We start from the raw sequence: 24,156 nt of genomic DNA, 5'->3' as shown, positions 1-24,156 counted from the left end.
CGCCGCCGCGCGCCGCTCCAGTCCGGTGCCGCCGACTCGCGCAGGAAGAAAGCGATCTGACGGTCCGGTCCCATGGCCATCTCCGGGAGGGAGACCTTCGAGCCGGGGGAAGGTTGCCCGGTGACGGCGGGCGGATCCGGTGCGGGTCCTGCTGCCGCTCGGTGGTGTCAACTGCCGGACGGTGTGGGGGTGTCCGGGCCGGGGTCCGGAACGATCACCTCGTGGGACGGGCTGCCGCTCGTGGGCTGCGCGGTTGCCGCCTTCCGGCGGAACTCCATGGTCAGGCGGTCCGGTTTGACCGTGACCACGGCCTGGGGCCGGGGCGCCGGGGAGGTGAGTTCGAAGGACTGCCAGGTCCTCAGGACGGTCGCGAGGATGATCTGGAGTTCGGCCCAGGCGAAGTTCTCCCCGATGCACTTGCGGCGGCCGTCGCCGAAGGCGAGGAACGAGCCGCGCGTGGCCGACACGTTCTCGGGTGTCCAGCGGTCCGGGTCGAAGGCGTCGGGGCCGGCGAACACGTCGGGGTCGTGCTGGTGGAGGTAGGGGCTCCAGACCACGTCGGCGCCCTGGGGCACGAGGTGCCCGCCCAGGTCCATGTCGCGCGTGGCGGTCCGGGTCACCAGCCAGGCCGGCCCGTACTTGCGGATGGCTTCCTGCAACACCTGGCGGGCGTACGGGAGGTGTTCGAGGTCGCCGTAGCGCAGGGGGCGGTCACCACAGACGGTGGCGAGTTCCTCGCGCAGCCGCCGTTCGATCCGCGGATGACGGGAGATCTCGTACAGCGTCCAGGCCAGCGTGGTCCCGGTGGTCTCGATCGCTCCGGTCAGCAGGGTGATGGCCTCGTCCTGGAGCTGCTGGCGGGTCAGCGGGTCCTCGGCGGTCAGCAGAGTGTCGAAGAGGCCGGTCTGCTGCTCGCGGGCCGCCGCGTGCGGGCACCCTGCGGTGTCCGGGACCGTTTGGGCGCCGGAGTAGGTGCCGGTCCCCCGGCTCGCGCGGTGGTCGATGGCCTGGTCGATGAGGGCGCGCAGACGGGCCACGCGCTGCGCGTGCGCCCGGTTGGCGGGCAGCGGCAGCCTGGTGACCCAGGGCGGGAGGATGGTCTGCCGGATCGTTCCCTTCATGATCTCCGGCATCAGCGCGGTGAACTCGCCCTCCAGGTGCTCGGGCAGGTCCGCGCCGAACAGGGCGACGAGGAAGGCCGCGAGCGTGACTTCGTTCATGTCCTCGTACACATCGCGGGGCCGCGCCTCGGGCCATGCGCCGACCATGGCCGTCACCTGCTCGATCATGGCGTCGCCGCGGCCGGCGATGTGCGCCTTGTTGAACATGGGCTGCATCAGACGCCGGTTGCGCAGGTGGGCGTCGCCGTCCGCGATCGTGGCGAGCCCGTCGCCGAAGAAGACCCGCAGGGCGTCGATTATCTTGCCGCCCTTGGCGTAGTGCGCGGCGTCGGTCACCAGGACCTTGCGGGTCAGGGCGGGATCGGTGACGACGTAGGCCGGGGTGGGGCCTATCCGTATGCGCACCACGGGTCCGTGCGCGCGCAGGGAGCTGATGAACGGCAGGGGGCTGCGGGCGAGTTGAAGGCCGTGGCCGACGAGAGGGAGGGCTCCGGGGGCGGTGCGGGTGGGGGACGTCGCGGGAGCGTTCATGGCCGGTTTCACTCCTTGTGGGGGCGACAAACGATCGATGCATGCCCACCGCGCTATCGCGGAATTCCCTCTCTCGGTGATCAGTGCGTCACATCCGGTTCGCCCGGCACCGGGTGGGTAGGTGCTCCCCCTCTCAAGACCGGAGGTGGAGATGGACATCGGTATAGGCCTTCCCAACACGGTTCCCGGAACCGAGGGTTCGGTTCTCGTGGAGTGGGCCCGGCGGGCCGAGGAGGCGGGGTTCAGCACGCTCGGGACGATCGGACGGCTGGTCTACCCGGGGTACGAGGAGCTGGTCGCGCTGAGTGCGGCAGCGGCGGTCACCAGCCGGATCCGGCTGACGACGAGCGTGCTGCTGGGGCCGCTGTACACGAACAGCGCGCTGCTGGCGAAGCAGGCGGCCTCGGTCGACCGGCTCTCCGGTGGGCGGTTCGTGCTCGGTGTGGGTCTGGGCGGGCGTGACGACGACTTCGCGGCGAGCGGTCTGCCGACCGAGGGCAGGGGGCGCCGGCTTGAGGAACAGCTGGCGGAGATGAAACGCGTCTGGTCGGGCGAGGAGCGGGGGGTCGCCGGTGCGATCGGGCCGGAACCCGTGCGTGAGGGTGGTCCCGAGCTCGTCCTGGGCGGGTCGACCCAGGCGAGCTTCCGGCGGGTGGCCCGGCTGGCCGACGGCTGGATCATGGGCGGTGGCACGCCGGAGATGTTCGCCGAGGCGTCGGCCGGTGTCGATGCGGCGTGGAAGGAGGCGGGGCGTAGCGGCGCGCCGCGCAAGCTGGCGCTGGCGTACTTCGCGCTCGGCCCGGACGCCCGGGCCCATGCGGACGACTACCTCCAGCACTACTACGGCTTCCTCGGCGACGCCGCCGCCCAGATCGCGGCGAGTGCCGCGGTGAGTGCGGAGATGGTGACGTCGTACGCCGACTCGTTCGCCGCGGCCGGCTGTGACGAACTCATCTTCGTACCCGCGGCGTCGGGGCTGGAGCAGGTGGGACTGCTCGCCGAGGCGACCGGCTGAACCGCCGGCGCACCCTCACCCACCCCTGGGTGGCCGGTTCCGCCTGCGCGGCGACGCCCGGGAGCCGGGCCTCCCCACCGTCCGGAGGAGGACCCGGCTCCCGGCTGCCCCAGGCTCAGGACGACTGGGCGCTCTGGTACAGGTTCTGCGCGTCCGCGCCGAAGTACGGGCCGTACATGGCGTTGGGCAGGAAGTTGTACTTGAAGCTGTTCACCGAGGACTGCAAGCCGGTCCCGGTGGCCTCGTCGAACTGGGTGAACCACGGGCCGCCGCTGGAGCCGCCGGTCATGTCGCAGGTCAGACCGTGGTCGCTGGACAGCAGGAAGTCCCGGTAGGTCGTGCCGCTGCAGTAGATGAACTTCTCGCCGTCGTAGGGAGCGGCGGCCGGGAAGCCGAAGGCGTACATGGCCTTGTTGTAGCCGGTGTTGAAGGCCAGGCCCTGGCCGCCGACGACGTCGGTCAGCTTCTTTCCGTCCAGAGGGGCGACCACGGCCGCGCCGATGTCGTAGTTGATGTCCTCACTGGCCGTCCACTGCGGTGTGGAGAGGGTCTTGGCCGCCGTCCATTTCCCGTACGGGGTCTGCCCGTCGTGGTAGCCGGGCGCGAACACCCAGTTGGTGTGCCAGGCCCCCTCCAGCTTCACGCAGTGGCCCGCGGTGATCACGGTGCTCTTGTTCGCGCTGGTGACGGCGTTGCCGGAGCAGGAGGCGGTGCGTCCCTGGTAGGTGAAGAACACCCGCCCCGCGGTCTTGGTCACCGCGCCGCCCCCTGTCCAGGGGCCGCCGCCGTTGGGTATCGCCAGGGGACCGGGGTCGGCGGCGGGCGTGCTGGGTGCCACGACGGTCGCCTTGCCCTTGCGGGGTGCCGAGGCCTGCACGTCGGAACGGTCGACGGACAGGACGTCGAGCGGGGTGGCCTCGCGCATCCGCTGCGGGGTCCAGAACGCGAGGGCGCGTTCCCGCGCCGAGGGCGCCACCGCTCCCGGGTCGGGCGCGGCGCTCGCCGGTGTGGCGGCGACGCCGGTCGCCAGCAGTGCGGCGACGCCGGCGAGTGCGCCGAGGGCGGTGCGACGAACACGGGTGCCGCTGCCGGAGGGGCGAAGGCTACGGAGTGTGCCTGTCACGCGGTCTCCTTCTGCTGTGGGGGCCGGGCGGTGGGGGCTCAGCCACCCGGTCAGGCAGGGGTGTCACTGCGAACCAGAGGGCAGCGTGCCACCGGGAGAACGATTTGGACAGGTGCATGCCATCGAGATGACCGAAAACGCCACACATTCCCCGCGTCGGGGACACGGGCGCATCGGGATGCGGGCATGTCGAGGCCCCGGTCGGCGTCGGACCCGGGCACAAAAGAACCCGGCCTCCACCGGGTCTGTGGTGGAGGCCGGGTCCGGGTGAGCGGGGCCCCGGGTGTCAGAGGGGGGTGGGGCCGGTGCCGCCGCCGGGCTGGATACGGCCGCGCCAGGCGCCGGACTCGGCTCCGCGCTCCTCGATGTACTGCTTGAAGCGCTTCATGTCGCCCTTGACCCGCCGGTCGATCGTTCCGAGCATGTCCCCGGCCTTCTCCACGGCTCCGCTGGGCTCGACGTCCAGCACGAGCTCCACGCGGGTGTGGGTGTCGTCGACGCGCTCGAAGCGGACCGAGCCCTTCTGGTTGGTGTCTCCGCTGGTCGTGCGCCATGTGACGCGCTCGTCGGGCAGCTGGTCGACGATCTCGGTGTCGAACTCGCGCCGTACTCCGCCGATCTTGGTGGTCCAGTGGTTGTGACGGTCGTCGAGCTGCCTTACCTCCTCGACGCCCTCCATGAAGTTCGGAAACTCCTCGAACTGGGTCCACTGGTTGTACGCGGTGTGGACGGGAACGTCGACTTCCACGGTTTCCTTGACGGTGCTCATCTGTATGCCTCCGTTTTCCTGATCGACTGCTGGAGGCCCATCGGCCCACACACAGGTCCGGGCCCGTGGCGGACGAGTACCCGGGATCTTCCGGTTGCCACACGGTCGCGTGCCGTCGGGGAAAGGAAGTCACGGCGTGGGAGGGTCAGACGGCGGGGGCGGTCGCCCTGGCCGTCTCCGAGCGGAAGCCGTGGCCGACTTCTGGGGCCAGGCCGTGGTAGTGGCGGAAGTTGTAGATGAGGGGGCTCCAGACGGCCGGGTCGATGTGGTGGGTGCCGGGTACGACGACGCGGTCGGCGGCGTGGACGCGCAACACCTCGCACTCGACGCTGAAGAAGAGACCCGCTCCGCCGGGCGTCAGCGCGGCAGCCCGGGCCTCCAGTTGGAGGGCGCACTCGGCGACGCGCGGCGGCTTCACGAGGTCGGCGGCGACCGGGGTGAGCCCGGCCGCCGCGAACTTGTCCGGCTCGTAGCGGTAGAGCGCCCGCTTGGCCTCCGGTACCGGGTCGGCGCCGGTGAGCGGGGCGAGTCGTTCCACGTGCTCCCACAGCTCGGGCGAAGCGATGTTGATCACGAGTTCCGGGCGCTGGGCGAGGTTGCGCACGGTCCGGCTCTCGCTGCCGATGCCCAGGACGATGTGCTGCCCCAGGGCCCAGGCTGAGGAGATCGGGGCGAGATTGCCGGTGCCGTCGTCGTTCTCGGTGGTCAGCAGCACGACGGGCGTGCCGAAGTAGAGGACGCTCGGCCGGATCACTCGGTGGGTGTGGGTCGTCATGGCCCAGGACGCTACGGGCGGGACGTTTCGATGCGCGTCGAAGTGTCGGCCGGGGACAATCGGTCGGTGACCAGCCTCGACGTCCATGCCGAAGAACCCGATCTCGCCTCGCTGGGCGCGCTCCTGGCCGATCGCACGCGCGCCGCGATCTGCCTCGCCCTGCTCGACGGCCGTGCCTGGACGGCCTCCGAGGTGGCCCGCCTCGCCGGTGTCGCGCCGTCCACGGCCACGAGCCATCTGAACCGGCTGGTGGCCGGTGGTCTGCTGGCCCAGGAGCGCCGGGGCCGGCACCGCCATGTGCGTCTGGCGGACCCCGGCGTCGCGGAGATGATCGAGGCGCTGGCGGCCAGGGCGCCCCGCCGGCTGGTCCCGGTCCGCTCGCTCACCGCTGCCCGCCGGCACCGTGCCGTCGGCTTCGCCCGTGTCTGCTACGACCATCTCGGCGGCTCCCTCGCCGTGGCGATGACCGATGCCATGACCGCTCGGGGGCTGTTGTCCTGGGAGTCCGGCCCGGCACTCACCGCGTCCGGCGCGGTATGGCTGTCGGGTCTCGGGATCGCGGACGCGGGAGCGGCGGCCCGTCCGCATGTGCGTACCTGCCTGGACTGGACGGAGCAGCGCCCGCACCTGGCGGGCGCGGTGGCCGCCGCCGTGTTCCACCGCGCGCTGGAGGCGTCCTGGCTCGTGCCCGGCGACGGGTCCCGGGTCGTGCGACTGACGGAGCGGGGGCGCGACGCCTTCCGACGGCACCTGGGCCTGGCGGACGAGGTGCTCACGACCGGCTGAGCACCTCCCCCGCCCCGAGAGGCCCGGCCGGGCTCAGAACCGGTGCTGCTGCTGCGGCTGCCCGTGCGTCTGGGCGCCGTCGCCGCTCGCGCTCTGGGCCTGCAACTGCTCGGCCTGTTCCTTGGTCACCTTCTGTTCCGCTCCGCAGAAGGTGCACTGCGTGAGGTACTTCGTAGAGATCGGGAACAGCGGCACGAAGAACAGCGTGAACTTCGTGACGCGCTTCCTGAGCGTGTGCGCGGCGGGGTTGCCGCACTGGCCGCAGACCAGCGTCAGTATCGCCAGCTGGTACAGGTACCCCTTGGTGCCGAAGATGATCACGTGACGGTCCTTCCCGGGTCGGATCTTCCTCCAGTGTCCCGTGCTCAGGCAGAAAGTGCCGTCAGTACCACTGTCTTGGCCTCCTCCTGGACCTGGCGGAGGTGGTCCGGGCCGCGGAAGGACTCGGCGTAGATCTTGTACACGTCCTCGGTGCCCGAGGGGCGGGCCGCGAACCAGGCGTTGTCGGTGGCCACCTTGATACCGCCGATGGGTGCGCCGTTGCCGGGGGCCTCGGTGAGCACCGCCGTGACCGCGTCCCCGGCCAGGGTGTCCGCGCTGACCTGGGCCGGGGAGAGCCTGGCGAGCAGGGCCTTCTCCTCGCGGGACGCCGGGGCGTCGATCCGCGCGTACGCCGGTTCGCCGAAGCGGGCGGTCAGTGCGGCGTAGTGCTCCGAGGGGGTCTTCCCGGTCACCGCCGTGATCTCGGAGGCGAGCAGCGCCAGGATGATGCCGTCCTTGTCCGTGGTCCACACCGAGCCGTCCCGGCGCAGGAAGGACGCCCCGGCCGACTCCTCCCCGCCGAAGCCGATGGTGCCGCCGACCAGTCCGTCGACGAACCACTTGAACCCGACGGGCACCTCGGCCAGTTCGCGGCCCAGGTCGGCGGCGACCCGGTCGATCATGGCGGAGGACACCAGGGTCTTGCCGACACCGGCGGCGGCAGGCCAGCGGTCGCGGTGGGCGTACAGATAGGAGATCGCGACGGCGAGGTAGTGGTTGGGGTTCATCAGGCCCGCGTCGGGGGTGACGATGCCGTGCCGGTCGGCGTCGGCGTCGTTGCCGGTGGCGACGTCGAAGCGGTCGCGCTGCTCGATGAGCGAGGCCATCGCGTACGGCGACGAGCAGTCCATGCGGATCTTGCCGTCCCAGTCCAGCGTCATGAACCGCCAGGTGGGATCGGTGTACGGGTTGACCACGGTGAGGTCGAGACCGTGCTGTTCGGCGATCCGGCCCCAGTAGGCGACGGACGCCCCACCCAGCGGGTCCGCCCCGATGCGCACACCGGCCGCGCGGATGGCGTCCAGGTCGAGCACGCCGGGCAGGTCGGTGACGTAGGTGCCCAGGAAGTCGTAGCGGCCGGTGGTGGGCGCGGCGAGGGCCCGGGCGTGGGGGATGCGCCGTACGTCCTTCAGACCGCCGCGGATGATCTCGTTCGCCCGGTCCTGGATCCAGGAGGTCGCGTCGGAGGCGGCGGGGCCGCCGCTGGGCGGGTTGTACTTGAACCCTCCGTCTCCGGGCGGGTTGTGGGACGGGGTGACGACGACGCCGTCCGCGAGGCCGGTGGTGCGGCCCCGGTTGTGGGTGAGGATGGCGTGTGAGACGGCCGGGGTCGGCGTGTAGCCGTCCGCCTCGTCGATCAGCACCGTCACCTCGTTGGCGGCGAACACCTCCAGCGCGGTGACCCGCGCGGGCTCCGACAGGGCGTGGGTGTCGGCGCCCAGGAACAGCGGGCCGTCGGTGCCCTGGGCCGTGCGGTACTCGCAGATGGCCTGGCTGGTCGCGGCGATGTGGTCGTCGTTGAACGCGCCGGCCAGTGAGGTACCGCGGTGTCCGGAGGTCCCGAACGTGACGCGCTGCCCCGGGTCGTCCGGGTCGGGGTGGAGCGCGTAGTACGCGGTGACCAGCCGAGCGACATCGACGAGATCTTCGGGACCGGCCGGACTGCCCGCTCGCTCGTGCTGCATGGGCCCGCTCCTCCACATGGGTGTGATCCTTCGCTTGCGCTCTCATCCTTCCTCGTCACAGCCGTGACGCGCGAGAGGGGCACCGCTGTGAGTGCCGGATGTGCGCCATGCCACGCGGCGAACCGCAGGACCGGGTCAGGCACCACGTGGAGGCGGCGCCGCGTACCCCCGGGACACCCGGTGATGCACCGCGCCGCCGTCCGGCCTGGTGGGCGTCCTGCCGGCGCCCTCGCCTCGGGTCAGATCCGCCCGCCGGTGAACCGGGTGAGCGGGCCGTGCGTGTGGCGTTCGGCGCGGCGCCCCACCGCGTACGACGCGGCGCTCAGGACGGTCAGGCCGGCCCCGACGCCCGCGGCGACGGCCTTGCGGTGAGCGATCGCCGTCCAGGCCGTCTTCGCCGAGGCGGCGACGTGACCCGAGGCCGCGACGACCGCCTGGCGACCCGCCTCGACACTCCTGGCCGCGGTCTGCACGGCCGCCGTCGTCGTCTCGGCGGAGCGCTCGGCGCCGGCCTTGACGGCTGACGCCGCGTCATCGGCCTTGGTGGCCGCGCGCTTCGCGGCCCGGGTCGTCGGCGCGGTCGCCTTGTCCGCCGTGCGACGGGTCTTGGACTCCGTCGCCCGTATGGTGGTCGGCTTCTGATTCGTGCGCTTGTTCTCTTCGGTCATGGACTCCGACTTGCCTCTGACTCCCGCGGCAAACACGTTCGGTCGCGCACCGTCCGGGCGGGCGAAGGGCTGAGCACCTCGTCGGAGGGGTAAGCGAGCTACAGGCAAGACGACGTCGGAACACGAGGGAAGTGCACCATGGCCGGCATCCTGAATCGCATCAAGCAGTTCGCCCGGAGCCCGCAGGGGCGGCGGGCCGTCGAGCAGGCACGGCGGGCCGCCGCCGATCCCCGCAACCGGGCCAAGGCCCAGCGGCTGCTGGGCAAGCTCCGCGGCCACCGCTGACCGGGGCAGCGCGGCCACCCACGCGACTCGGTACCCGGCCGGGTCCAGGCACCGTGCCGGCATCAAACCCGTTGGTCACCGCGCCACTCCCCCACCCGCCCCAGCCGCGAGCGTTCATTCCCGCCGCACGCACCACCCGCACTCGGCCGAGGCCGGGACCGCCACCACGGATCCCGGCCCTCGGCGTTCGGGCGTCACTGCCACGTGTAGCGGTGGCCGGCGACAGCCCTGAACGTGGTCTCACCGTCCTTCAGCAGCCCGCTGCGCACCGTCAGCCGCTGGGTGCGGGTCGCGGTGAGCGCGATGCGCGTGGGCTTCCCGTCGGTCCAGTCGATGTCGACGACCGCGCCGCCACGAGCGCGCAGACCGCGGACCGAGCCGCTCGGCCAGGCGGAGGGCAGGGCGGGGAGGATCTCGATCACGCCGTGCTGGCTCTGCAGGAGCATCTCCACGACTCCGGACGTGGCGCCGAAGTTGCCGTCGATCTGGAAGGGCGGGTGTGTGTCGAAGAGATTGGGCAGCGTCGACGACCTGAGCTGTTCACCGAGCATCTTGTGCGCGTGGTCGCCGTCGTGCAGCCGGGCCCAGAAGTTGATCTTCCAGGCCTTGGACCAGCCGGTGCCGCCGTCGCCGCGGGCGGTCAGGGAGACCTTCGCGGCCTCCGCCCAGCGGCTGTCGGGTTCGATCTGCCGTCCGGGATGCAGGGCGAACAGGTGCGACACGTGCCGGTGGTCGTCGGCCGGGTCGTCCAGGTCCTCCTTCCACTCCTGCAACTGGCCCCAGGAGCCGATGCGCAGGCCCGGGTCGAGGTGGGCCAGGGCCTGTTCGACCCGCTGGCGGAAGTCGCGCGAGTCGCCGAGGACGCGGGCGGCCTCCAGGGTGTTGGTGAACAGGTCGTGCACGATCTGCTGCGACATGGCCGCGCCGGCCGTGAAGTCGCCGTGCTCGGGCGAGTAGCTGGGGGTGACGACGAGCCTGCCGTCGCGCGGGTCGGTGCGCAGGTTGTCCAGCCAGAACTCGGCGGCCTCCTTCATCACCGGGTAGGCCGTGGTGCGCAGGTAGTCGGTGGAACCGCCGAACCGGTAGTGCTCGTACAGCTGCTGGGTGAGCCAGGCCGCGGCCTCCGGGAACCAGAAGGCGGTGGCCCAGTCGTGGACACCGGTGAAGCCGTACGGGTTGGTCTCGTTGTGCACGACCCAGCCGCGTGAGCCGAACATCTGCCGTGCCGTGTGCCGCCCGGGGGCGCGCAGGGCCTGGACGAAGCGGTCGTAGGGGACAGTCGTCTCGGGGAGGTTGGCGGCCTCGGCGAGCCAGTAGTTCATCTGGAGGTTGATGTTGACGTGGTAGTCGGCCGACCAGGGTGGCGAGGTGCTGTGGTTCCAGACGCCCTGGAGGTTGGCGGGCAGCGAACCGGCCCGTGAGGAGGCGATGAGCAGGTAGCGGCCGTACTGGAAGAACAGGGCTTCCAGGGCGCGGTCCGCGGCGCTCGTTCCGCCCGTGTACGAGGCGAGCAGCCGGTCGGTGGGGACCTCCGCCGGGGCCGACTGGCCGATGTCGAGGGTGACGCGGGCGAACAGGGTGCGGTGGTCGGCGATGTGCCGGGCCCGCAGGGAGTCGTATCCGCGGCTGCTCGCCCGGTCGACGGCGCGGGTGACGGCCGGGTGCGGGTCCGCGCCCCGGTAGTCGGGGTGGGTGTCGGCGTAGTCCGTGCCCGCGGCCAGCACGAACCAGGCGCTGTCGGCTCCGGTGACGGTGATCGTGCCGTCGGCGCCGGACGTCACGGCCCCGCCGTCACTGCGGACCTGGACCTGCGCTTCGAAGCGCAGCCCGTTGTCCTTCAGCGCGCCGCGTACGGTCAGACGTCCGCCGGTCGCGGTGGTGGTGAAGTCGCCACGCGGGGAGGTGTAGCGCAGGGTGAAGGTGATGCCGGCGGGCCGGTCGGCGCCGATCCGGCCCACGATCACCCCGTCCGGGAAGGAGGCGAAGAACTCTCTTCGGTGTCGGGTCTGTCGGTGGGTGTAGGCGACCGACGCGACACCGGTGTCGAGAGCCAGCTCCCGGCGGTACGCCTCAGGAGTGGGCGTGCCCGGGAAGTCCAGGTACAGGTCGCCGAACGTCTGATACGCGCCGAAGCCGACGCGCGGCTGTCCCAGCCGGCCGGCGACGTCCTCCGGGGCGAGCCGTCGCCGGGTGTCGAGGTCGTCCTGCACGGCGTCGATGGCCGTGGGGCGGGGCTCACGCCAGTCGCCGTGGTCGTAGCCCTGGACCGAACCCGGGCCGCCGGTCCACAGCGTCTTCTCGTTGAACTGGACGCGCTCGGAGGCGATCGAGCCGAACACCATGGCCCCGAGCGCGCCGTTGCCGACGGGCAGTGCCTGGCGTTCCCAGTCGTCGGCCGGCGCCGTGTACCAGAGCACCAGAGGAGCTCTCGATACATCGGATGCTTGTCCAGAGGCAGCTTGAGCGGTACCGGTCGGCAAACCACCCACGGCAAGTCCACCTGCTCCAACTGCCGCGGCTTTGAGGGTGGTTCTGCGTGAGAGGTCCTGCGACTCATGAGACATGCCGAGGACCATAGAGGTCCGATGAATCGGATGACAAGGCTCATGACAAGGGTGCAGTGCGGCACCAACTTTCGCCGAAATCAGGTGTGTTCATGCCCAACAGGGGCACTTGGGGCAGCGGACCGGTACCGGACCCGGACCGGTCACCCCCCACCTGAGAGGAGCTGGTCCGATGGGCAGGGCAGGCAACGGCAGGAAGGTCTGTGCGTTAGGCGTCGCCGGCGTCCTGGCGGGAACGGTACTGGTCGGCTGCGGCGACGGTGCACGGGATTCCGCGGCCGGGGGAAGCACCCGGGAGGACGGCACCCGGGCGGTGCGCTCGGCCTACGACAGGACGGCCGAGGAGGACACCGCGAAGGTGAGGCTGCAGGTGCGGACCTCGGCCCAGGGCGCCTCGGAGACCGCGAACGGACAGGGCGCCGTGGATCTGGACGACGGCGACAGCGTCATGACCCTCACGGTACAGGGGCAGCGGATCGAGCAGCGCGTGGTCGATCAGGTGCTGTACCAGAAGATGCCGAACGGGCAGGCTCCGGGCGGCAAGCCCTGGATCAGGATCGACTTGGGGAAGATCTCCGCAGAGCAGGGCGCGGGCGACCGGTCCATGAGCGATCCGGCGCAGTCCGCGGCGTACGCGAAAGCGATCACCGACAAAGATGTGACCAAGAAGGGCACGGCCGCGATCGACGGCGTCGAGACCACACACTACGGCGTCTCCGTCGACGTCGCGAAGTTGCCGGGCGGGGACGCGCTGCGCCGGCAGGTCGGCCCGACCCTCCCGATGGACGTGTGGCTCGACGAGGAGGGCCGCATGCGCCGTCAGCAGATCGACATGACGCTCAAGGCCGCGCCGGGGTCGACGGAACGGTCCTCCACCGACTCCTCGTCCTCGCCGCAACGGGTCACGGTGCGCACGGTCATGGACTTCACCGACTTCGGCACCGAGGTGGAGGCGGACGCGCCCCCGGCCGGACAGGTCACCGACATGACCGGCAAGGCCCTGGAACAGGGCAAGCGTCGGAGCTGACCCCGGCTCACCTCACAGCACGGCCACGGAGCCGCCGTACGAGGTCCTCCGCGGCCGCCGGCCAGTCGGGGCGGCCGAAGGTGAAGCCCGCGTCCAGGAGGCGGCCGGGGACGACGCGGCGGCTCTTCAGCAGCAGTTCGGTGTCCGAGCGCAGGACGAAGGCGCCGGCCTCGGCCATCCAGCGTGTCGCGGGCAGGCCCACCGGGACACCCCACGCGGTCCGCAGGGCGCGCATGAAGTCGCGGTGCGGCAGGGGCCCGGGAGCGGCGAGATTGACCGGCCCCGTGATGTCGTCCCGGGCGACGAGGAACTCAACCGCCCGGACGAAGTCCTGGTCGTGGATCCACGACACGTACTGCGCGCCGCCGGCGACAGGGCCGCCGAGGCCCAGCCGGGCTAGCCGCAGCAGGACGTCGAAGACACCGCCGCGGTCCGGGCTCATCACCATGGCGGCGCGCAGAGCCACCTTCCGGGTGTGCGGGGTGCCGGCCGTCTCCTGCTCCCGCTCCCAGGCCCTGGCGATGTCGACGCTGTAGGACCAGTAGCCGGGGACGTCGGGTTCGGTGCCGCCGATCACGCCGGTGGCCTCGTCGTTGGGCGCGTCGTAGCGGTGGGCGTAGACGGTCGCGGTGCTCATCTGGAGCCAGACCCGGGGCGGCTCGGCGGCTGCGGCGATCGCCTCGCCCACGACCCGGGCGGAGTGGACCCGCGAGTCCATCATCTCCCGGAGGTTGGCGGGGGTGTAGCGGCAGTTCACGCTCCGGCCGGCCAGGTTGACCACGACGTCGCTGCCGTCGATCTCCCCCGCCCACGGTCCCAGGGTCGCACCGTCCCAGTGCACCTCGTCCCGCCGTCGTGGGTGCCTGCTGATCACCACGACGTCATGTCCGGCCGCGCTCAGCGCGCGCTTGAGGACTGTGCCGACCTGCCCGGTCCCGCCGGGTATCACGATCTTCATGCCACTCCCCCTCGACGTGTGGGAGTGACCCTAGCCCATATTTGAACGCGTTCAAAACCCTGATGGCGTGGGACTCGGCCTGCGCGGATGTGCCATCGGGCAAGATGGGGCACATGAGCGTAGTCAAGATCAATGTGCTGACCGTGCCCGCCGAGCAGCGGGAGACGCTGGAGAAGCGGTTCGCCTCCCGCGCGCACACCGTGGAGAGCTCCGACGGGTTCGAGTGGTTCGAGCTCCTCCGCCCCGTGGAGGGCACCGACACCTACCTCGTCTACACCCGGTGGCGTGACGAGGCGTCGTTCCAGGCCTGGATGGAAGGACCGATGAAGGCCGCGCACCAGGGCGGCGGCGAGGGAGGCGAGCGTCCCAAGCCCGCGGCGAGCGACTCGACGCTCTGGTCGTTCGAGGTCGTGCAGCAGGCGGCCCCCAAGGGCGCCTCCTGATCCGAAGGGAAACGCCCTAACCGTCGCCCTTCTCGGCCGCGAGGACGAGGATCGCGATCTGTACGCGGTTCTCCAGTCCGAGCCTGGTCAGGATGCGGTTGACGGTGCTCTTCACGCCGGCTTCGGTGAGGCCGAGCGACCCGGCGATCCGCGCGTTCGGGAGTCCGCGGGCGACCAGTTCCGCGACATCCCGTTCGCGCCGGGTGAGCACGTCGAGCGGGTCGCCCAGGCCGCCGGACACCAGTGGCGGCGGCAGGTCGGAGAACGCCCGGATCAGTCGCCGCGTGACGGTCGGCGCGAGCATCGCCTCGCCCGCCGCGACGACTCCGATCGCCTCGACCAGCAGCTCCGGCGTGGTGTTCTTCAGCAGGAACCCGCTGGCCCCGGCGCGCAGCGCGGCGTGCACGTACTCGTCCAGGTCGAACGTCGTCAGCACCAGCACGCGCGGACGGGGCCCCGGGTGCGGCCAGCCCTGGAGGATCCGCGCGGTCGCCTCCACCCCGGTCATGCCGGGCATCCGTACGTCCATCAGCACCACGTCCGGGCACAGCTCGTACGCCGCCTCGACGGCCCGTGCGCCGTCCGCCGCCTCCCCGACCACCTCGACGTCCGTACGCCGCAGCATCGCCCGTAGCGCCGTTCTGACCAGCTCCTGGTCGTCCACGGTCAGCACCCGCACCGGAGGTGTCACCGGCCGTCCTCCGGCCGGAACGTGGCCACGACCCGCCAGCCGCCGTCCGGGACCGGTTCCGCGCGGAGCGTGCCGCCGAACAGCGCGGCGCGCTCGCGCATGCCGATCAGCCCGAGCCCGGAGCCGGGCATCGGGCGGCGGTCAGCGGCGGGTGCGTCGTTCTCCACCGTGACGGTCAACCGGCCCTCCCGGCAGGCCACTCCGACGCGTACGGGGACGGCACCGGCGTGCTTGCGCACGTTGGACAGCGCCTCCTGTACGACGCGGTACGCCGAGACCTGCACGGCGGGCGGCAGCTCCGCGACCGGCCCGGTCACCGTCAGCGTCACCGGGCAGCCCGCCGCCTCGGACTCCCCGGTCAGCCGTTCCAGATGGCGCAGCGACGGCTGCGGGAGCGGCGCCGCCGCTGCCGGACCCGTGCCCCCGGCCCCCTCGGCGCCACTCTCCGGCGGCGGGTCCGCGAGCAGCTGGACCAGGCCGCGCATCTCGTCCAATGCGGTGTCAGCCGCCTCGCTGATCGCCGCCACCCCCTGGCCGGCGGCACGCGTGTCGTCCGGCAGTACGACGGTGACCGCGTGCGCCTGCAAGGCGATCGCGCTGACGTGGTGGGCCACCAGGTCGTGCAGATCGCGGGCGATCCGGGCGCGTTCGGCGGCCACCGCGCGCCGGGCGCTGACCCGCTGCTCGGCGCGGAGCCGCTCGGCCAGGTCACGCAGGCGCGCGGCGTCCGCGTACAGCCGGCGCCGTGACGCGCCCAGCAGCCATACAGCGGCGGCCATCGCGGCGGCCACCAGGCAGTCGGCGAGGCCGAGCGGTACGGCGGTGTCGGCCGAGGAGAGCACGTTCAGCCGCCCGTCGGCCACCTCCGGGACGAGCAGCACCGTGGTGAGCGCGACGGGGGCGAGGAGGCTGCGCGGCGCGGAAGTGTGTCGTGCCACCGAGTAGCACGCCAGGAACACGGTCTGGGCGTTGTCACCGACGGGGTCGAGCAGTTCACCCGTCACATAGCAGGCCGCCGTGGCGGCCAGCACCAGGCCCGGACGCGAACGCCGCCACACCAACGGCAGGCACGCCCCGACGAGCAGTGCGACGGCGGCGGCGGACGGGCCGACACCGTCGGGCCACGGCTGGTCCAGCCGGAGCAGCACCGCGACGCCCGCCAGGAGGGCGGCGGCGAGCACGTCCGCGGGGCGCCCGGCGAGCCTGCGGCGCAGCGCGACGGCAGAGGCCCGTAAGGAACCGGCCCACGCCCGTACGGAACCGGCCGACACCCGTGAGGAACGGAGCGACGCCCGTGAGGAACGGGGCGGCTCCCCGACGGACCGTACGGCCCCGTCCGTTCCGTGCCGCCACCACGATCCCTCCGTCATGCCCGCTCCAACCCCCGTCCAAGTCCCCGCTCGCCGCGCGGTGTTCGCCCCCGCAGCCCGGCCGTCATCGTAGGACCGGCGCTCCCGGGAGACGCAGGACGCGAAACGAAAGTTGCCCCGCCGGTCCCTCCCGGCGGACGACGCCCGCCCATGGGCCCCGCTCCTAGCGTCGGTGGTGCTTCCGCACACGACGTCGTACCTCTGGAGGATCCCGTGTCACCGAACCCTTCCCGGCGACCCGCCCAGCCGCGCCGCCGCGTCACGCCGGGGGTCGCCGCAGCCCTCGCCCTGGCGGTCGCCGTGCCGCCGGCCGTCACCCACGCCGTCACGGGGACGAGCGGGGACGGTGGTTCCGCCTCCGCCGCCCCGCGGCACACGCAGTTCCAGCGCGAGGCAGACGCCGTGCGCGACACCGGCGCCGTCGGCGTCCAGGCCCGGGTGAGCGGCGGCCGGCACGGCCCCGGCACCGTGACGAGCGGCACCGCCGACCTCCGGACGGGCCGGCCCGTGCCCGACGGCGGCTACTTCCGGATCGCCAGCAACACCAAGACCTTCGTGGCCGCCGTCGTGCTCCAGCTCGTCGGCGAGCGGAAGGTGGCGCTGGAGGACACCGTCGAGAAGTGGCTGCCGGGCGTGGTGCGCGGCAACGGCAACGACGGCCGGAAGATCACCCTCCGCCAGCTGCTCCAGCACACCAGCGGCATCCACGACGACTACCCCGGCATCGACGCCGCGAAGGACTACTACGAGGTCCGCTTCCGCCCGTTCACCCCCGAGCAACTGGTCGAACGGGCGATGCGGCACCACCCGGACTTCCGGCCCGGCAAGGGCTGGGGCTACTCGAACGTCGGCTACGTCCTGCTCGGCATGGTCATCGAGAAAGCCACCGGGCACACCTGGCACGACCAGGTACGGGACCGGCTGCTGAAGCCGCTCGGGCTGCGGCACACGTACTACCCGGGCGAGTCACCCGCCGTACGGAAGCCGCACGCGCGCGGCTACCAGCGGTTCAGCACGAAGCCGAAGCTCGTGGACGTGACCCTGTACGAGGACCCCAACGCGTCCGGCGGCCTCATCGGCACCACGGCCGACCTGAACCGCTTCTTCCGCGACCTCCTCGGCGGCAAGGTCCTGAAGCCCGCGCAGCTCAAGGAGATGAAGCGTACAGTCCCGTTGAACGACGAGTTCCAGGTGCCGTACCCCGGCGCGCGGTACGGGCTCGGGCTGATGAAGAACAGACTGCCGTGCGGCGGCTGGTCCTGGGGCCACGGCGGGGACGAGGTCGGCTACATGAGTCGGAACGCGGTGAGCGACGACGGCCGGGTCGCCGTCACCGCCTCGATGTCCACCGGGTGGGCCACCTCCGTCGAGGACACGCTGCGGCAGCACCGGGCGGGCATGCGGCTGGTCGCGAACGCGTTGTGCCGCAACGGCGGATGAACCGTACGGCGTGACGGCAGGGGTCGGTGAGGCCCCCCCGGGGGGGCGGGCCCGTACTCAGGTGCGCAGGGAGCGCGAGGGCGCGGCGGTACGGCCGACCGCCGCCGCCAGCTTGCGGAGCCGGCGCCAGTCCAGGCGCGGTGGTGCCTCGGGGACCCCGGGACGGTCGCGGGGCACCCGGACGCGCAGGGCCCGGCGGGCGATGCGGCAGTGGACGGGGGCGGGCAGGGTGAGCGCCTCGCCGTCGAGGCCGACCTCCAGGTGCGAGGCGTCGGCCTCGACGACGACGTGCTGGGCGGTGAGCACCGTGAGCCCCTCCGGGCGCGGGGCCAGCAGGAGTTCGGCCGCTTCCACGGCGCTGTCGACACGGACGGCGAGCACGCCCAGCTTCCCTGAGTCGAGCCGCTCGCGCCGGCCGAAGCCGAACGGATCGTCCATGCGGTACGGGTTGTTGCTCACCAGCACGGCCTGCGGGTCGGCGATGGTGGTGCCGTCGGCGCCGGCCGTCAGCCGCGGGCCGCTCTGCCGGGTCAGTAGCTCGGGCAGCCGGTCCAGGGCCGCGCCCACCTTGTCCTCGCGGTAGCCAGGGCTCTGGACGACGGCCCCGTACACACCGAACGACGCGTTGTTGACGAAGGGGCGACCGCCGGCGAAGCCCAGGTCGACGCGGAGTTCGACCCCGTCGGTGAGGGCGTCGAGGCACGTGGACGGATCGTCGCGGTCCAGGCCCAGATCCATGGCGAAGTGGTTGCGCGTGCCGGCCGAGATGACGAGGAACGGCAGGCCGTGTTCCGCCGCGACGGCGGCGACCAGGGCCTGCGTGCCGTCACCGCCCGCGACTCCGAGCAGATCGGCTCCGTCCGCCACGGCGGCCCTGGCCAGGGCGGTGACGTCCTGGTGCTGGTCCGCGTCGAGGAGGACGACCTGGGCGCCCAGCGCCTCGGCCTTCTCCCTGAGGCCGAACCTCTCGACCTTGCCGCCGCCGGAGCGGGGGTTGAGCAGGAGGAAGGGGCGCTTCGGCGGTGGCGTGCGGTACTCCTTGACCCGCACTGGCCGCAGGCCCGTGCTGCGCAGGGCGTAGCGTCCGCTCCAGACCGCGACGCACCACAGCAGCAGGGACGCGAAGACCACCCAGAGCAGATTGGCGGTCGCGAAGAGGGTGATGACGGCGACGGGGGTGACGACGGCCAGGGCGGCCGCCCCCGTGCGGGCCGGTCCCCGGCGGGACAGGACCCACCAGAGCGCGGCCGCGGTCAGGGCGAGTCCCGCGAGGCCGGCCGCGAGCAGCAGCAGTCCCTTCAGACCGCCGGACACGAGGGGCAGCAGCGCCGCCAGCGCGACCGCGGCAAGGGCTCCCCGGGCCGCCCATCTCTGCCGGCGGTGGTACCGCTCGCTCATCGCCGATCCCATGTGGTTCCTCCGCTCGAGGGCGCGGGCGGGCCTTCCGGACCGCGCCCGGCCGTGAAACATGGTGCCCGCCGACGGATCGGCACGGCCACTGCCATCCCTGATGGCTCCCCCGCCGTGGGGCACGTCAGACGTGACGATCTTCCGGGGCGGAGCCATCGGTAGCGTACGCGGCCCCCCGAGCGCGGGTCCGCGCACCGGGGCACATCGGCGACCTCCCACGCCGCCGCGGTCGGCACGGGATCCGCTCCCCCTCTTGACCTGGTGAGTCTTATTACGCAACTCTGCTGCCACAGTTCCTGTCGACGAGGAGGCCGGCACGCGATGGAGTGGACGGGCGCGCGGTACGCGGACGGACCGACGGTCGAGGTGACGACGTGGATCGCCGCCCCGCCGGGGCCGGTGTGGGCGCTGGTGTCGGACGTGACGCGGATGCCCGAGACGAGCGAGGAGCTCCAGTCGGTGCGATGGATCGACGGGGCCACCGGTCCGGCGGTCGGGGCCAGGTTCGTCGGGCGGAACAGGCATGAGGCGTACGGCGAGTGGGAGACGACCTCCACGGTCGTCGCGTGCGAGCCCGGCCGGGTGTTCTCCTGGGCGGTCGGTGATCCGGAGGAGCCCAGCGCCGTCTGGCGGTTCGGCCTCGCGCCCGAGAACGGCGGGACCGAGCTGTCGCAGTGGATGCGGATGGGGCCCGGCCGCTCCGGGCTCTCCCTCGCGATCGACGCCATGCCGGAGAAGGAGCAGAAGATCGTGTTCGTGAGGTTGCGGGAGTTCGAGCGCGGCATGACCGCCACGCTGGAGCGCGTCCGGCAGTGGGCCGAGGCGTGATGCGGACGGCGACGACCGTCGAAGCGGCGGGCCTCGGCCCCTGGTCCCGGCAGGCCGACTTCGTCGTCGAGGCCGAGAAGCTCGGGCTCGACATCTGCTGGGTGGCCGAGGCGTGGGGTTCCGACGCCCCGTCCGCCCTGGGCTTCTACGCGGCCCGGACGGAACGGATGCTGCTCGGTTCCGCGGTCATGCAGGTCGGGACGCGCACGCCGGTGGCTCTCGCCCAGACGGCGATCACCCTGTCCAACCTGTCCGGCGGCCGCTTCGTGCTCGGCCTCGGCCCGTCCGGTCCGCAGGTGATGGAGGGCCTGCACGGGGTGCCGTTCGCCCGTCCCCTGGTGCGCATGCGCGAGACGGTGGAGATCGTGCGGCAGGTGTTCGCGGGCGGCAGGATCTCCTACTCGGGCTCCGAGTTCAGGATTCCGCTGCCCGGCGGGGAGGCGGTGCCGATGCGCCTGTCCATGCGCGCCGAGCACGCCGTGCCCGTCTACCTGGCCGCGCTGTCGCCCGCCATGCTGCGGCTGACCGGCCAGGTCGCGGACGGCTGGCTCGGCACCAGTTTCGTACCGGAGGGCGCGTCGGACGCCTACTTCGCCCCGCTGGACGAGGGGCTGGCCGCCGCCGGACGCGACCGCGCCGGCTTCGACGTCTGCCAGGGCGCCGAGGTCGCGTTCGCCCCGGACGAGGAGGCACTGGGCGCCATGGTCGCGGGCCGGAAGAAGGAACTCGCCTTCAGCCTGGGCGGCATGGGCTCCGCGTCGGCCAACTACTACAACCGGGCCTACAGCCGGCAGGGCTGGGCCGAGGTCGCGGCGGAGGTGCGGGAGCGCTGGCAGGCGGGCGACCGGGACGGTGCGGCCGGTCGGGTCACCGACGAGATGGTGCTGGCCACCACGCTGATCGGCACGGAGGAGATGGTGCGGCGGCGGCTGCGCGTCTGGCGGGACGCCGGAGTGGACACGGTCCGTCTCTACCCGGCCGGGGAGAATCTGGAGGACCGGCTCGACACCCTCGGCAGGGCGATCGAGTTGGTCCGCGAGGTCGGCGACGCGGCCTGAACACGGGGGCGGGTAGGCTCCGTTGCCGATCACCGGGCGGCACGAACAACAGGGGGGCTCCGTGCGGGCCATGGCTACCGTGACGACGACCGCGCTCGCATGCCTGCTGGCGGGTGCCGCACTGACCGGGTGCGGGGCCGGCGGTACCGGCGAGGAGAAGTCCGCCGGCGACATCCTCGACGAGGCCAACGCGACGATGCGGAAGCTGAAGTCGGTCACCGTGGACATCACCAACCGCACGACGAGCGGCGGTTCGGTCACCAACCGCCTCGTGACCGACCTCGACAGCCGGTGCAGATCCAGGACGACGTGGTCCGGCGGCGGCACTCTGGAGCAGATCCGCCTCGGCGAGACCGACTACGTCCGGCCGAACCGGGCGTACTTGCAGAAGTGGAAGAACTATCCGGGCCTCACCGGCGAGCAGAAGCTGTGGGTGAGGACGCCGGTGGACCCGGCCGGCAGGGGCCGCGACGGTCTCGCCTCCTGCGAACGGCCCTTCGACTCCTTCGGCACGGCACGGAAAGGCGGCTCCACCCGCGTCGAGGGCACGAAGGCCGTCGAGCTGATCGTGACCGACAAGGCGGACAAGGCGGGGACGTACACCTTCTACGTCGCGACCGAAGGCAAGCCGTACCTGCTCAGGACGGTCTACAAGAGCGCCGCGCAGCACACCACCACCTCCTTCGGCGACTTCGACGAACCGCTCGACATCCGGGCGCCGAAGGCGGGCGAGGTGCTGAGCGTGCCGGGCGGCGGCTGATCCGGCGGCGCAGGAGAGCGGGCGATCACCGACAGCGCTTTCCGTTGGAATTCGGCAGCAATTGGCCGAGCGGGGCGAATCGGCTCACAAGGGCTTGACGGGGCGGGATGTGCTCGGCCTACTGGAAGGCGCAGCCGGCCGTGTCGGGGGTCTGGTCCGGCGCGGGCCCCTTGGGGGCGAATGGCTCCGTCCTCCCCCGCCGAGACGCAGGTCAGGGGTCTGATGGTGCGGCGACGATGGGCAACGGCGGTGGGCCTCGTGGCATGCCTGCTGTTGCTGCATCTCGTCGTCCCGGGGCTCGCGCAGGGCGGGCGCACGGCTGAGGCAGCGGTCACGGTGGCGGTGGACGCGGTGGAGCCGGGGGCGGTTTCGGGCGCCGCATCCGAAAGCGCCGGGGGCGAAGGGGCCGGGGAGCCCTGTCCTTGCGAGGAGGAGCCGTCGGTCCGGCAGCCGGCGGCACGGACTCAGAGGGCGGCGGGAGCGGGCCGGCCGGGCGCCGTGGTGACCGGCGCGTCCCTGGTGGACCGGGGTGGTACGGACGTCCGAGCGGCGGCAACGGGCCGGCGTCCCGGGGCGGTCGCGTCCGCCCCGAACGCCGTCGAGCTACAGACGTTTCGCTGCTGAGTGACGGCGGTACCGACAAGGGCCTGCGCCGTGCGGCCCGAGTACTGCCTGGTGCCGGTACGCGGTTGATGTGCAGGCCTTCGTGTGTCCCCATGCGATGACACAGGAGGCGGAGTTGCCCGGAAAGCGTGTTCTGATTCTCAAACCGGACGAACTGAGCCCGACCGACCAGAAGATGTGGCGCGAGATACGGACGGAGTCCGGTGCCCCGGCGAATCCCTTTCTCGACCCGGCGTTCACCGCGGCGGTGGGGCAGGTCAGGCCGGCGGCCAGGGTGGCGGTGTTGCAGGACGACGGCTACCCGGTCGGATTCTTCCCGTACGAGCGGGGCCCCTTGGGGCAGGGCAGGGCCATCGGGCTCGGCGTGTCCGACAGTCAGGGAGCCGTGCTGCGCCCCGGGATCCGGCTCGACGCCCGCAGGCTACTGAGAGCCTGCGCGCTTGCCTCCTGGGAGTTCGACAACCTCGAGGCCGGCCAGGGGGTGTTCGCGCCGCACGCGGTCGAGGAACTCGCGTCCCCGGTCGTCGACATCGGAGAGGGGTTCGAGCGGTACACGGAGCGGCTGCGCGCGAAGTCGCCGGGCTTCCTCAGACAGACCCTGGCCAAGGAGCGCAGGCTGGCCCGGCAGATCGGCGAGGTGCGGTTCGCGTACGACGCGCGGGACCCGGACGCCTTGCGGGCGCTGATGGGGTGGAAGTCGGCGCAGTACCGGCGCACCGGCCGGCGTGACCGGTTCGCGCAGGAGTGGATCACCCGGCTGGTGGGGCTGCTCGGGGAGAGCGAGGACCCGGAGTGCCGGGGCGTGCTGTCCGTGCTGTACGCGGCGGACCGGCCCGTGGCCGCGCACTTCGGTCTGCGCTCGCGCACGGTGCTGTCCTGGTGGTTCCCGGCGTACGACCGCGCCTACGCCAAGTACTCCCCAGGCCTCGTGCTCCAGCTGAGGATGCTGGAGGCCGCGGCGGCCGACGGCGTCGAGACGGTCGACCTGGGGAGCGGTCCGGCCCGCTACAAGGAGTCGCTCAAGACCCGTGACCTACGGGTGTACGAGGGGGTGGTGGTACGGCCGGTGCCGGGCGGTGCCGCCCACTGGGTGGGCCGGGAGCCCGCGCGGGCCGCCCGTCGCTTCGTCCGCAACCGGCCCCGCCTGGCCGGTGCGGCCGCGCGGACGCTGGAGGGAGTGGGGCGGCTGCGCGGTCGCTGAGGCCGGCCCGGCCGGGCGCCCGGCTCCGGGGGAACCGGGCGCACCACGGTCAGCTGGTGCCGGTCCAGCTGTGGGCGACGTCCACGATGACGCGGCCGTCCAGCTGCAGCACCCGGAAGGGCAGCCGGGCGCGGACGCCGAGCCCGATCTGGGTCTCGCCCTCGAAGCTGCCGGCGAACCGGGTGTCCCGGAAGGTGCGGTAGCCGGTGAGGTCCACGCCCGGCAGCGGGCGCGCCACCCGGCCGGGATACGTGGCGGCGCCGGTCTCCGGGTCGTAGGCGGGCGCGGCCACCCGCACCTCGAGGACGGCTCCGCCGGCCACGGGGATGAGCCGGCCCGAGCCGTCCTGGTGGAGCTCGTCGACGTAGCGGACCGAGTAGCCGACGTCGCTGCCCGCGCCGGGCAGGTCGATGACCATCCGGTCGAAGCAGTCGTGACGGCCGGTCCGGATGTCCCTCACCGGCGAGAGCGTGCCACTGGTGTCCGTCTTGGGCAGGCTCCCCCAGCCGGTCGGGCAGGCCGTGGCCTGGGCGGCGGCCCGGGTGGCGGCCGGTGCGGCACCGGCCGGGACGGCTGCCACGCCCACCGTGGCACCCACGAGCGCGAGTGTCGCGCATGCTGTTCTGATTCGTACCATTACCGCCCCCGAGGCTCGCATGTTGCTGGTATGGGGTGAGACGGCCGGCCGGACCGAAAGGTTGCA

General features: G+C 72.3%; 23 protein-coding genes. 10 read left to right on the top strand and 13 right to left on the bottom strand.

All coding sequences use genetic code 11. The annotated features are described in order from the left end of the window. Positions 1 to 167: 167 nt before the first annotated feature. Positions 168 to 1,652: a cytochrome P450 gene (locus GTY47_RS15410; protein ID WP_010033667.1), complete on the bottom strand. Its 1,485-nt coding sequence runs from the start codon at positions 1,650 to 1,652 to the stop codon at positions 168 to 170. A 151-nt stretch (positions 1,653 to 1,803) separates the two neighbouring features. Here GTY47_RS15410 and GTY47_RS15405 point away from each other — a divergent pair, with 151 nt between their 5' ends. Beyond that, positions 1,804 to 2,667, top strand: a complete 864-nt coding sequence (locus GTY47_RS15405; protein ID WP_010033664.1) for an LLM class flavin-dependent oxidoreductase — start codon at positions 1,804 to 1,806, stop codon at positions 2,665 to 2,667. A 115-nt stretch (positions 2,668 to 2,782) separates the two neighbouring features. Here the strand turns inward: GTY47_RS15405 and GTY47_RS15400 are convergent, their stop codons facing one another. From GTY47_RS15400 to GTY47_RS15390, 3 genes are all read right to left on the bottom strand, one after another. Beyond that, on the bottom strand, positions 2,783 to 3,700 hold the full coding sequence (locus GTY47_RS15400) for a peptidase (protein WP_102514955.1): 918 nt from the start codon (positions 3,698 to 3,700) through the stop codon (positions 2,783 to 2,785). A 376-nt stretch (positions 3,701 to 4,076) separates the two neighbouring features. Next, positions 4,077 to 4,559 (bottom strand): SRPBCC family protein, encoded by a 483-nt coding sequence (locus tag GTY47_RS15395; RefSeq protein WP_010033658.1) that lies wholly within the window; start codon positions 4,557 to 4,559, stop codon positions 4,077 to 4,079. A gap of 145 nt (positions 4,560 to 4,704) precedes the next feature. Beyond that, positions 4,705 to 5,334: a flavin reductase family protein gene (locus GTY47_RS15390; protein WP_029180744.1), complete on the bottom strand. Its 630-nt coding sequence runs from the start codon at positions 5,332 to 5,334 to the stop codon at positions 4,705 to 4,707. A gap of 66 nt (positions 5,335 to 5,400) precedes the next feature. Between GTY47_RS15390 and GTY47_RS15385 the strand changes: the two genes are divergently transcribed. Beyond that, the gene (locus tag GTY47_RS15385) at positions 5,401 to 6,120 is read left to right on the top strand and encodes a winged helix-turn-helix domain-containing protein (RefSeq protein ID WP_029180743.1); all 720 of its coding nucleotides are present in this window, start codon (positions 5,401 to 5,403) and stop codon (positions 6,118 to 6,120) included. Positions 6,121 to 6,153: 33 nt separating this feature from the next. Here GTY47_RS15385 and GTY47_RS15380 read toward each other — a convergent pair whose 3' ends face one another. The 3 genes from GTY47_RS15380 to GTY47_RS15370 form a co-directional block, all read right to left on the bottom strand. After that, a complete protein-coding gene (locus GTY47_RS15380) occupies positions 6,154 to 6,441 on the bottom strand; it encodes a zinc-ribbon domain-containing protein (protein ID WP_010033654.1) in 288 nt (95 codons plus the stop codon). Positions 6,442 to 6,485: 44 nt separating this feature from the next. Beyond that, positions 6,486 to 8,126, bottom strand: a complete 1,641-nt coding sequence (gene pgm, locus GTY47_RS15375; RefSeq protein WP_010033642.1) for a phosphoglucomutase (alpha-D-glucose-1,6-bisphosphate-dependent) — start codon at positions 8,124 to 8,126, stop codon at positions 6,486 to 6,488. A 239-nt stretch (positions 8,127 to 8,365) separates the two neighbouring features. Next, the gene (locus tag GTY47_RS15370; protein ID WP_010033637.1) at positions 8,366 to 8,794 is read right to left on the bottom strand and encodes a hypothetical protein; all 429 of its coding nucleotides are present in this window, start codon (positions 8,792 to 8,794) and stop codon (positions 8,366 to 8,368) included. Between the two features lie 138 nt (positions 8,795 to 8,932). On the opposite strand from GTY47_RS15370, the gene GTY47_RS40240 reads away from it, so the two are divergent. Beyond that, on the top strand, positions 8,933 to 9,079 hold the full coding sequence (locus GTY47_RS40240) for a hypothetical protein (RefSeq protein ID WP_010033636.1): 147 nt from the start codon (positions 8,933 to 8,935) through the stop codon (positions 9,077 to 9,079). Positions 9,080 to 9,273: 194 nt separating this feature from the next. Here GTY47_RS40240 and GTY47_RS15365 read toward each other — a convergent pair whose 3' ends face one another. Then, on the bottom strand, positions 9,274 to 11,496 hold the full coding sequence (locus GTY47_RS15365; protein WP_010033634.1) for a glycoside hydrolase family 95 protein: 2,223 nt from the start codon (positions 11,494 to 11,496) through the stop codon (positions 9,274 to 9,276). Positions 11,497 to 11,815: 319 nt separating this feature from the next. Between GTY47_RS15365 and GTY47_RS15360 the strand changes: the two genes are divergently transcribed. Continuing rightward, positions 11,816 to 12,670 carry a hypothetical protein gene (locus GTY47_RS15360; RefSeq protein WP_010033632.1) on the top strand — a complete coding sequence of 285 codons (855 nt, stop codon included), beginning with the start codon at positions 11,816 to 11,818 and terminating at the stop codon, positions 12,668 to 12,670. A gap of 7 nt (positions 12,671 to 12,677) precedes the next feature. Here the strand turns inward: GTY47_RS15360 and GTY47_RS15355 are convergent, their stop codons facing one another. Next, positions 12,678 to 13,628 (bottom strand): DUF1731 domain-containing protein, encoded by a 951-nt coding sequence (locus GTY47_RS15355; protein ID WP_010033629.1) that lies wholly within the window; start codon positions 13,626 to 13,628, stop codon positions 12,678 to 12,680. Between the two features lie 113 nt (positions 13,629 to 13,741). Here GTY47_RS15355 and GTY47_RS15350 point away from each other — a divergent pair, with 113 nt between their 5' ends. Further along, positions 13,742 to 14,071, top strand: a complete 330-nt coding sequence (locus GTY47_RS15350; RefSeq protein ID WP_010033626.1) for an antibiotic biosynthesis monooxygenase — start codon at positions 13,742 to 13,744, stop codon at positions 14,069 to 14,071. Positions 14,072 to 14,087: 16 nt separating this feature from the next. Here the strand turns inward: GTY47_RS15350 and GTY47_RS15345 are convergent, their stop codons facing one another. Together GTY47_RS15345 and GTY47_RS15340 are read right to left on the bottom strand one after the other, a co-directional pair. Then, positions 14,088 to 14,762: a response regulator transcription factor gene (locus GTY47_RS15345; protein WP_197709803.1), complete on the bottom strand. Its 675-nt coding sequence runs from the start codon at positions 14,760 to 14,762 to the stop codon at positions 14,088 to 14,090. Continuing rightward, entirely contained in the window at positions 14,759 to 16,132 is a 1,374-nt protein-coding gene (locus GTY47_RS15340; RefSeq protein WP_078602726.1) for a histidine kinase, read from the bottom strand. The genes GTY47_RS15345 and GTY47_RS15340 overlap by 4 nt, the downstream gene beginning before the upstream one ends. Positions 16,133 to 16,345: 213 nt before the next feature. Between GTY47_RS15340 and GTY47_RS15335 the strand changes: the two genes are divergently transcribed. After that, positions 16,346 to 17,572, top strand: coding sequence for a serine hydrolase domain-containing protein (locus tag GTY47_RS15335; RefSeq protein ID WP_010033617.1), 1,227 nt, complete (start codon positions 16,346 to 16,348; stop codon positions 17,570 to 17,572). Between the two features lie 57 nt (positions 17,573 to 17,629). Here GTY47_RS15335 and GTY47_RS15330 read toward each other — a convergent pair whose 3' ends face one another. Further along, entirely contained in the window at positions 17,630 to 18,982 is a 1,353-nt protein-coding gene (locus GTY47_RS15330; protein WP_010033616.1) for a diacylglycerol kinase family protein, read from the bottom strand. Between the two features lie 321 nt (positions 18,983 to 19,303). On the opposite strand from GTY47_RS15330, the gene GTY47_RS15325 reads away from it, so the two are divergent. From GTY47_RS15325 to GTY47_RS15310, 4 genes are all read left to right on the top strand, one after another. Further along, entirely contained in the window at positions 19,304 to 19,810 is a 507-nt protein-coding gene (locus tag GTY47_RS15325; protein ID WP_010033614.1) for an SRPBCC family protein, read from the top strand. Next, positions 19,810 to 20,868, top strand: coding sequence for an LLM class flavin-dependent oxidoreductase (locus GTY47_RS15320; RefSeq protein WP_029180740.1), 1,059 nt, complete (start codon positions 19,810 to 19,812; stop codon positions 20,866 to 20,868). Before GTY47_RS15325 ends, GTY47_RS15320 begins: the two co-directional genes overlap by 1 nt. A 70-nt stretch (positions 20,869 to 20,938) precedes the next feature. Beyond that, the gene (locus GTY47_RS15315; protein ID WP_010033610.1) at positions 20,939 to 21,628 is read left to right on the top strand and encodes a hypothetical protein; all 690 of its coding nucleotides are present in this window, start codon (positions 20,939 to 20,941) and stop codon (positions 21,626 to 21,628) included. A 721-nt stretch (positions 21,629 to 22,349) separates the two neighbouring features. Beyond that, a complete protein-coding gene (locus GTY47_RS15310; protein WP_010033605.1) occupies positions 22,350 to 23,453 on the top strand; it encodes a GNAT family N-acetyltransferase in 1,104 nt (367 codons plus the stop codon). Positions 23,454 to 23,502: 49 nt separating this feature from the next. Here GTY47_RS15310 and GTY47_RS15305 read toward each other — a convergent pair whose 3' ends face one another. Then, positions 23,503 to 24,090 (bottom strand): hypothetical protein, encoded by a 588-nt coding sequence (locus GTY47_RS15305; protein ID WP_040902456.1) that lies wholly within the window; start codon positions 24,088 to 24,090, stop codon positions 23,503 to 23,505. Between the last annotated feature and the right edge of the window lie 66 nt (positions 24,091 to 24,156).

The organism is Streptomyces sp. SID5464 (assembly GCF_009862985.1).
GTDB classification, from domain to species: Bacteria; Actinomycetota; Actinomycetes; order Streptomycetales; family Streptomycetaceae; genus Streptomyces; species Streptomyces chartreusis_D.
This window is presented reverse-complemented; position numbering and strand designations above follow the sequence as displayed.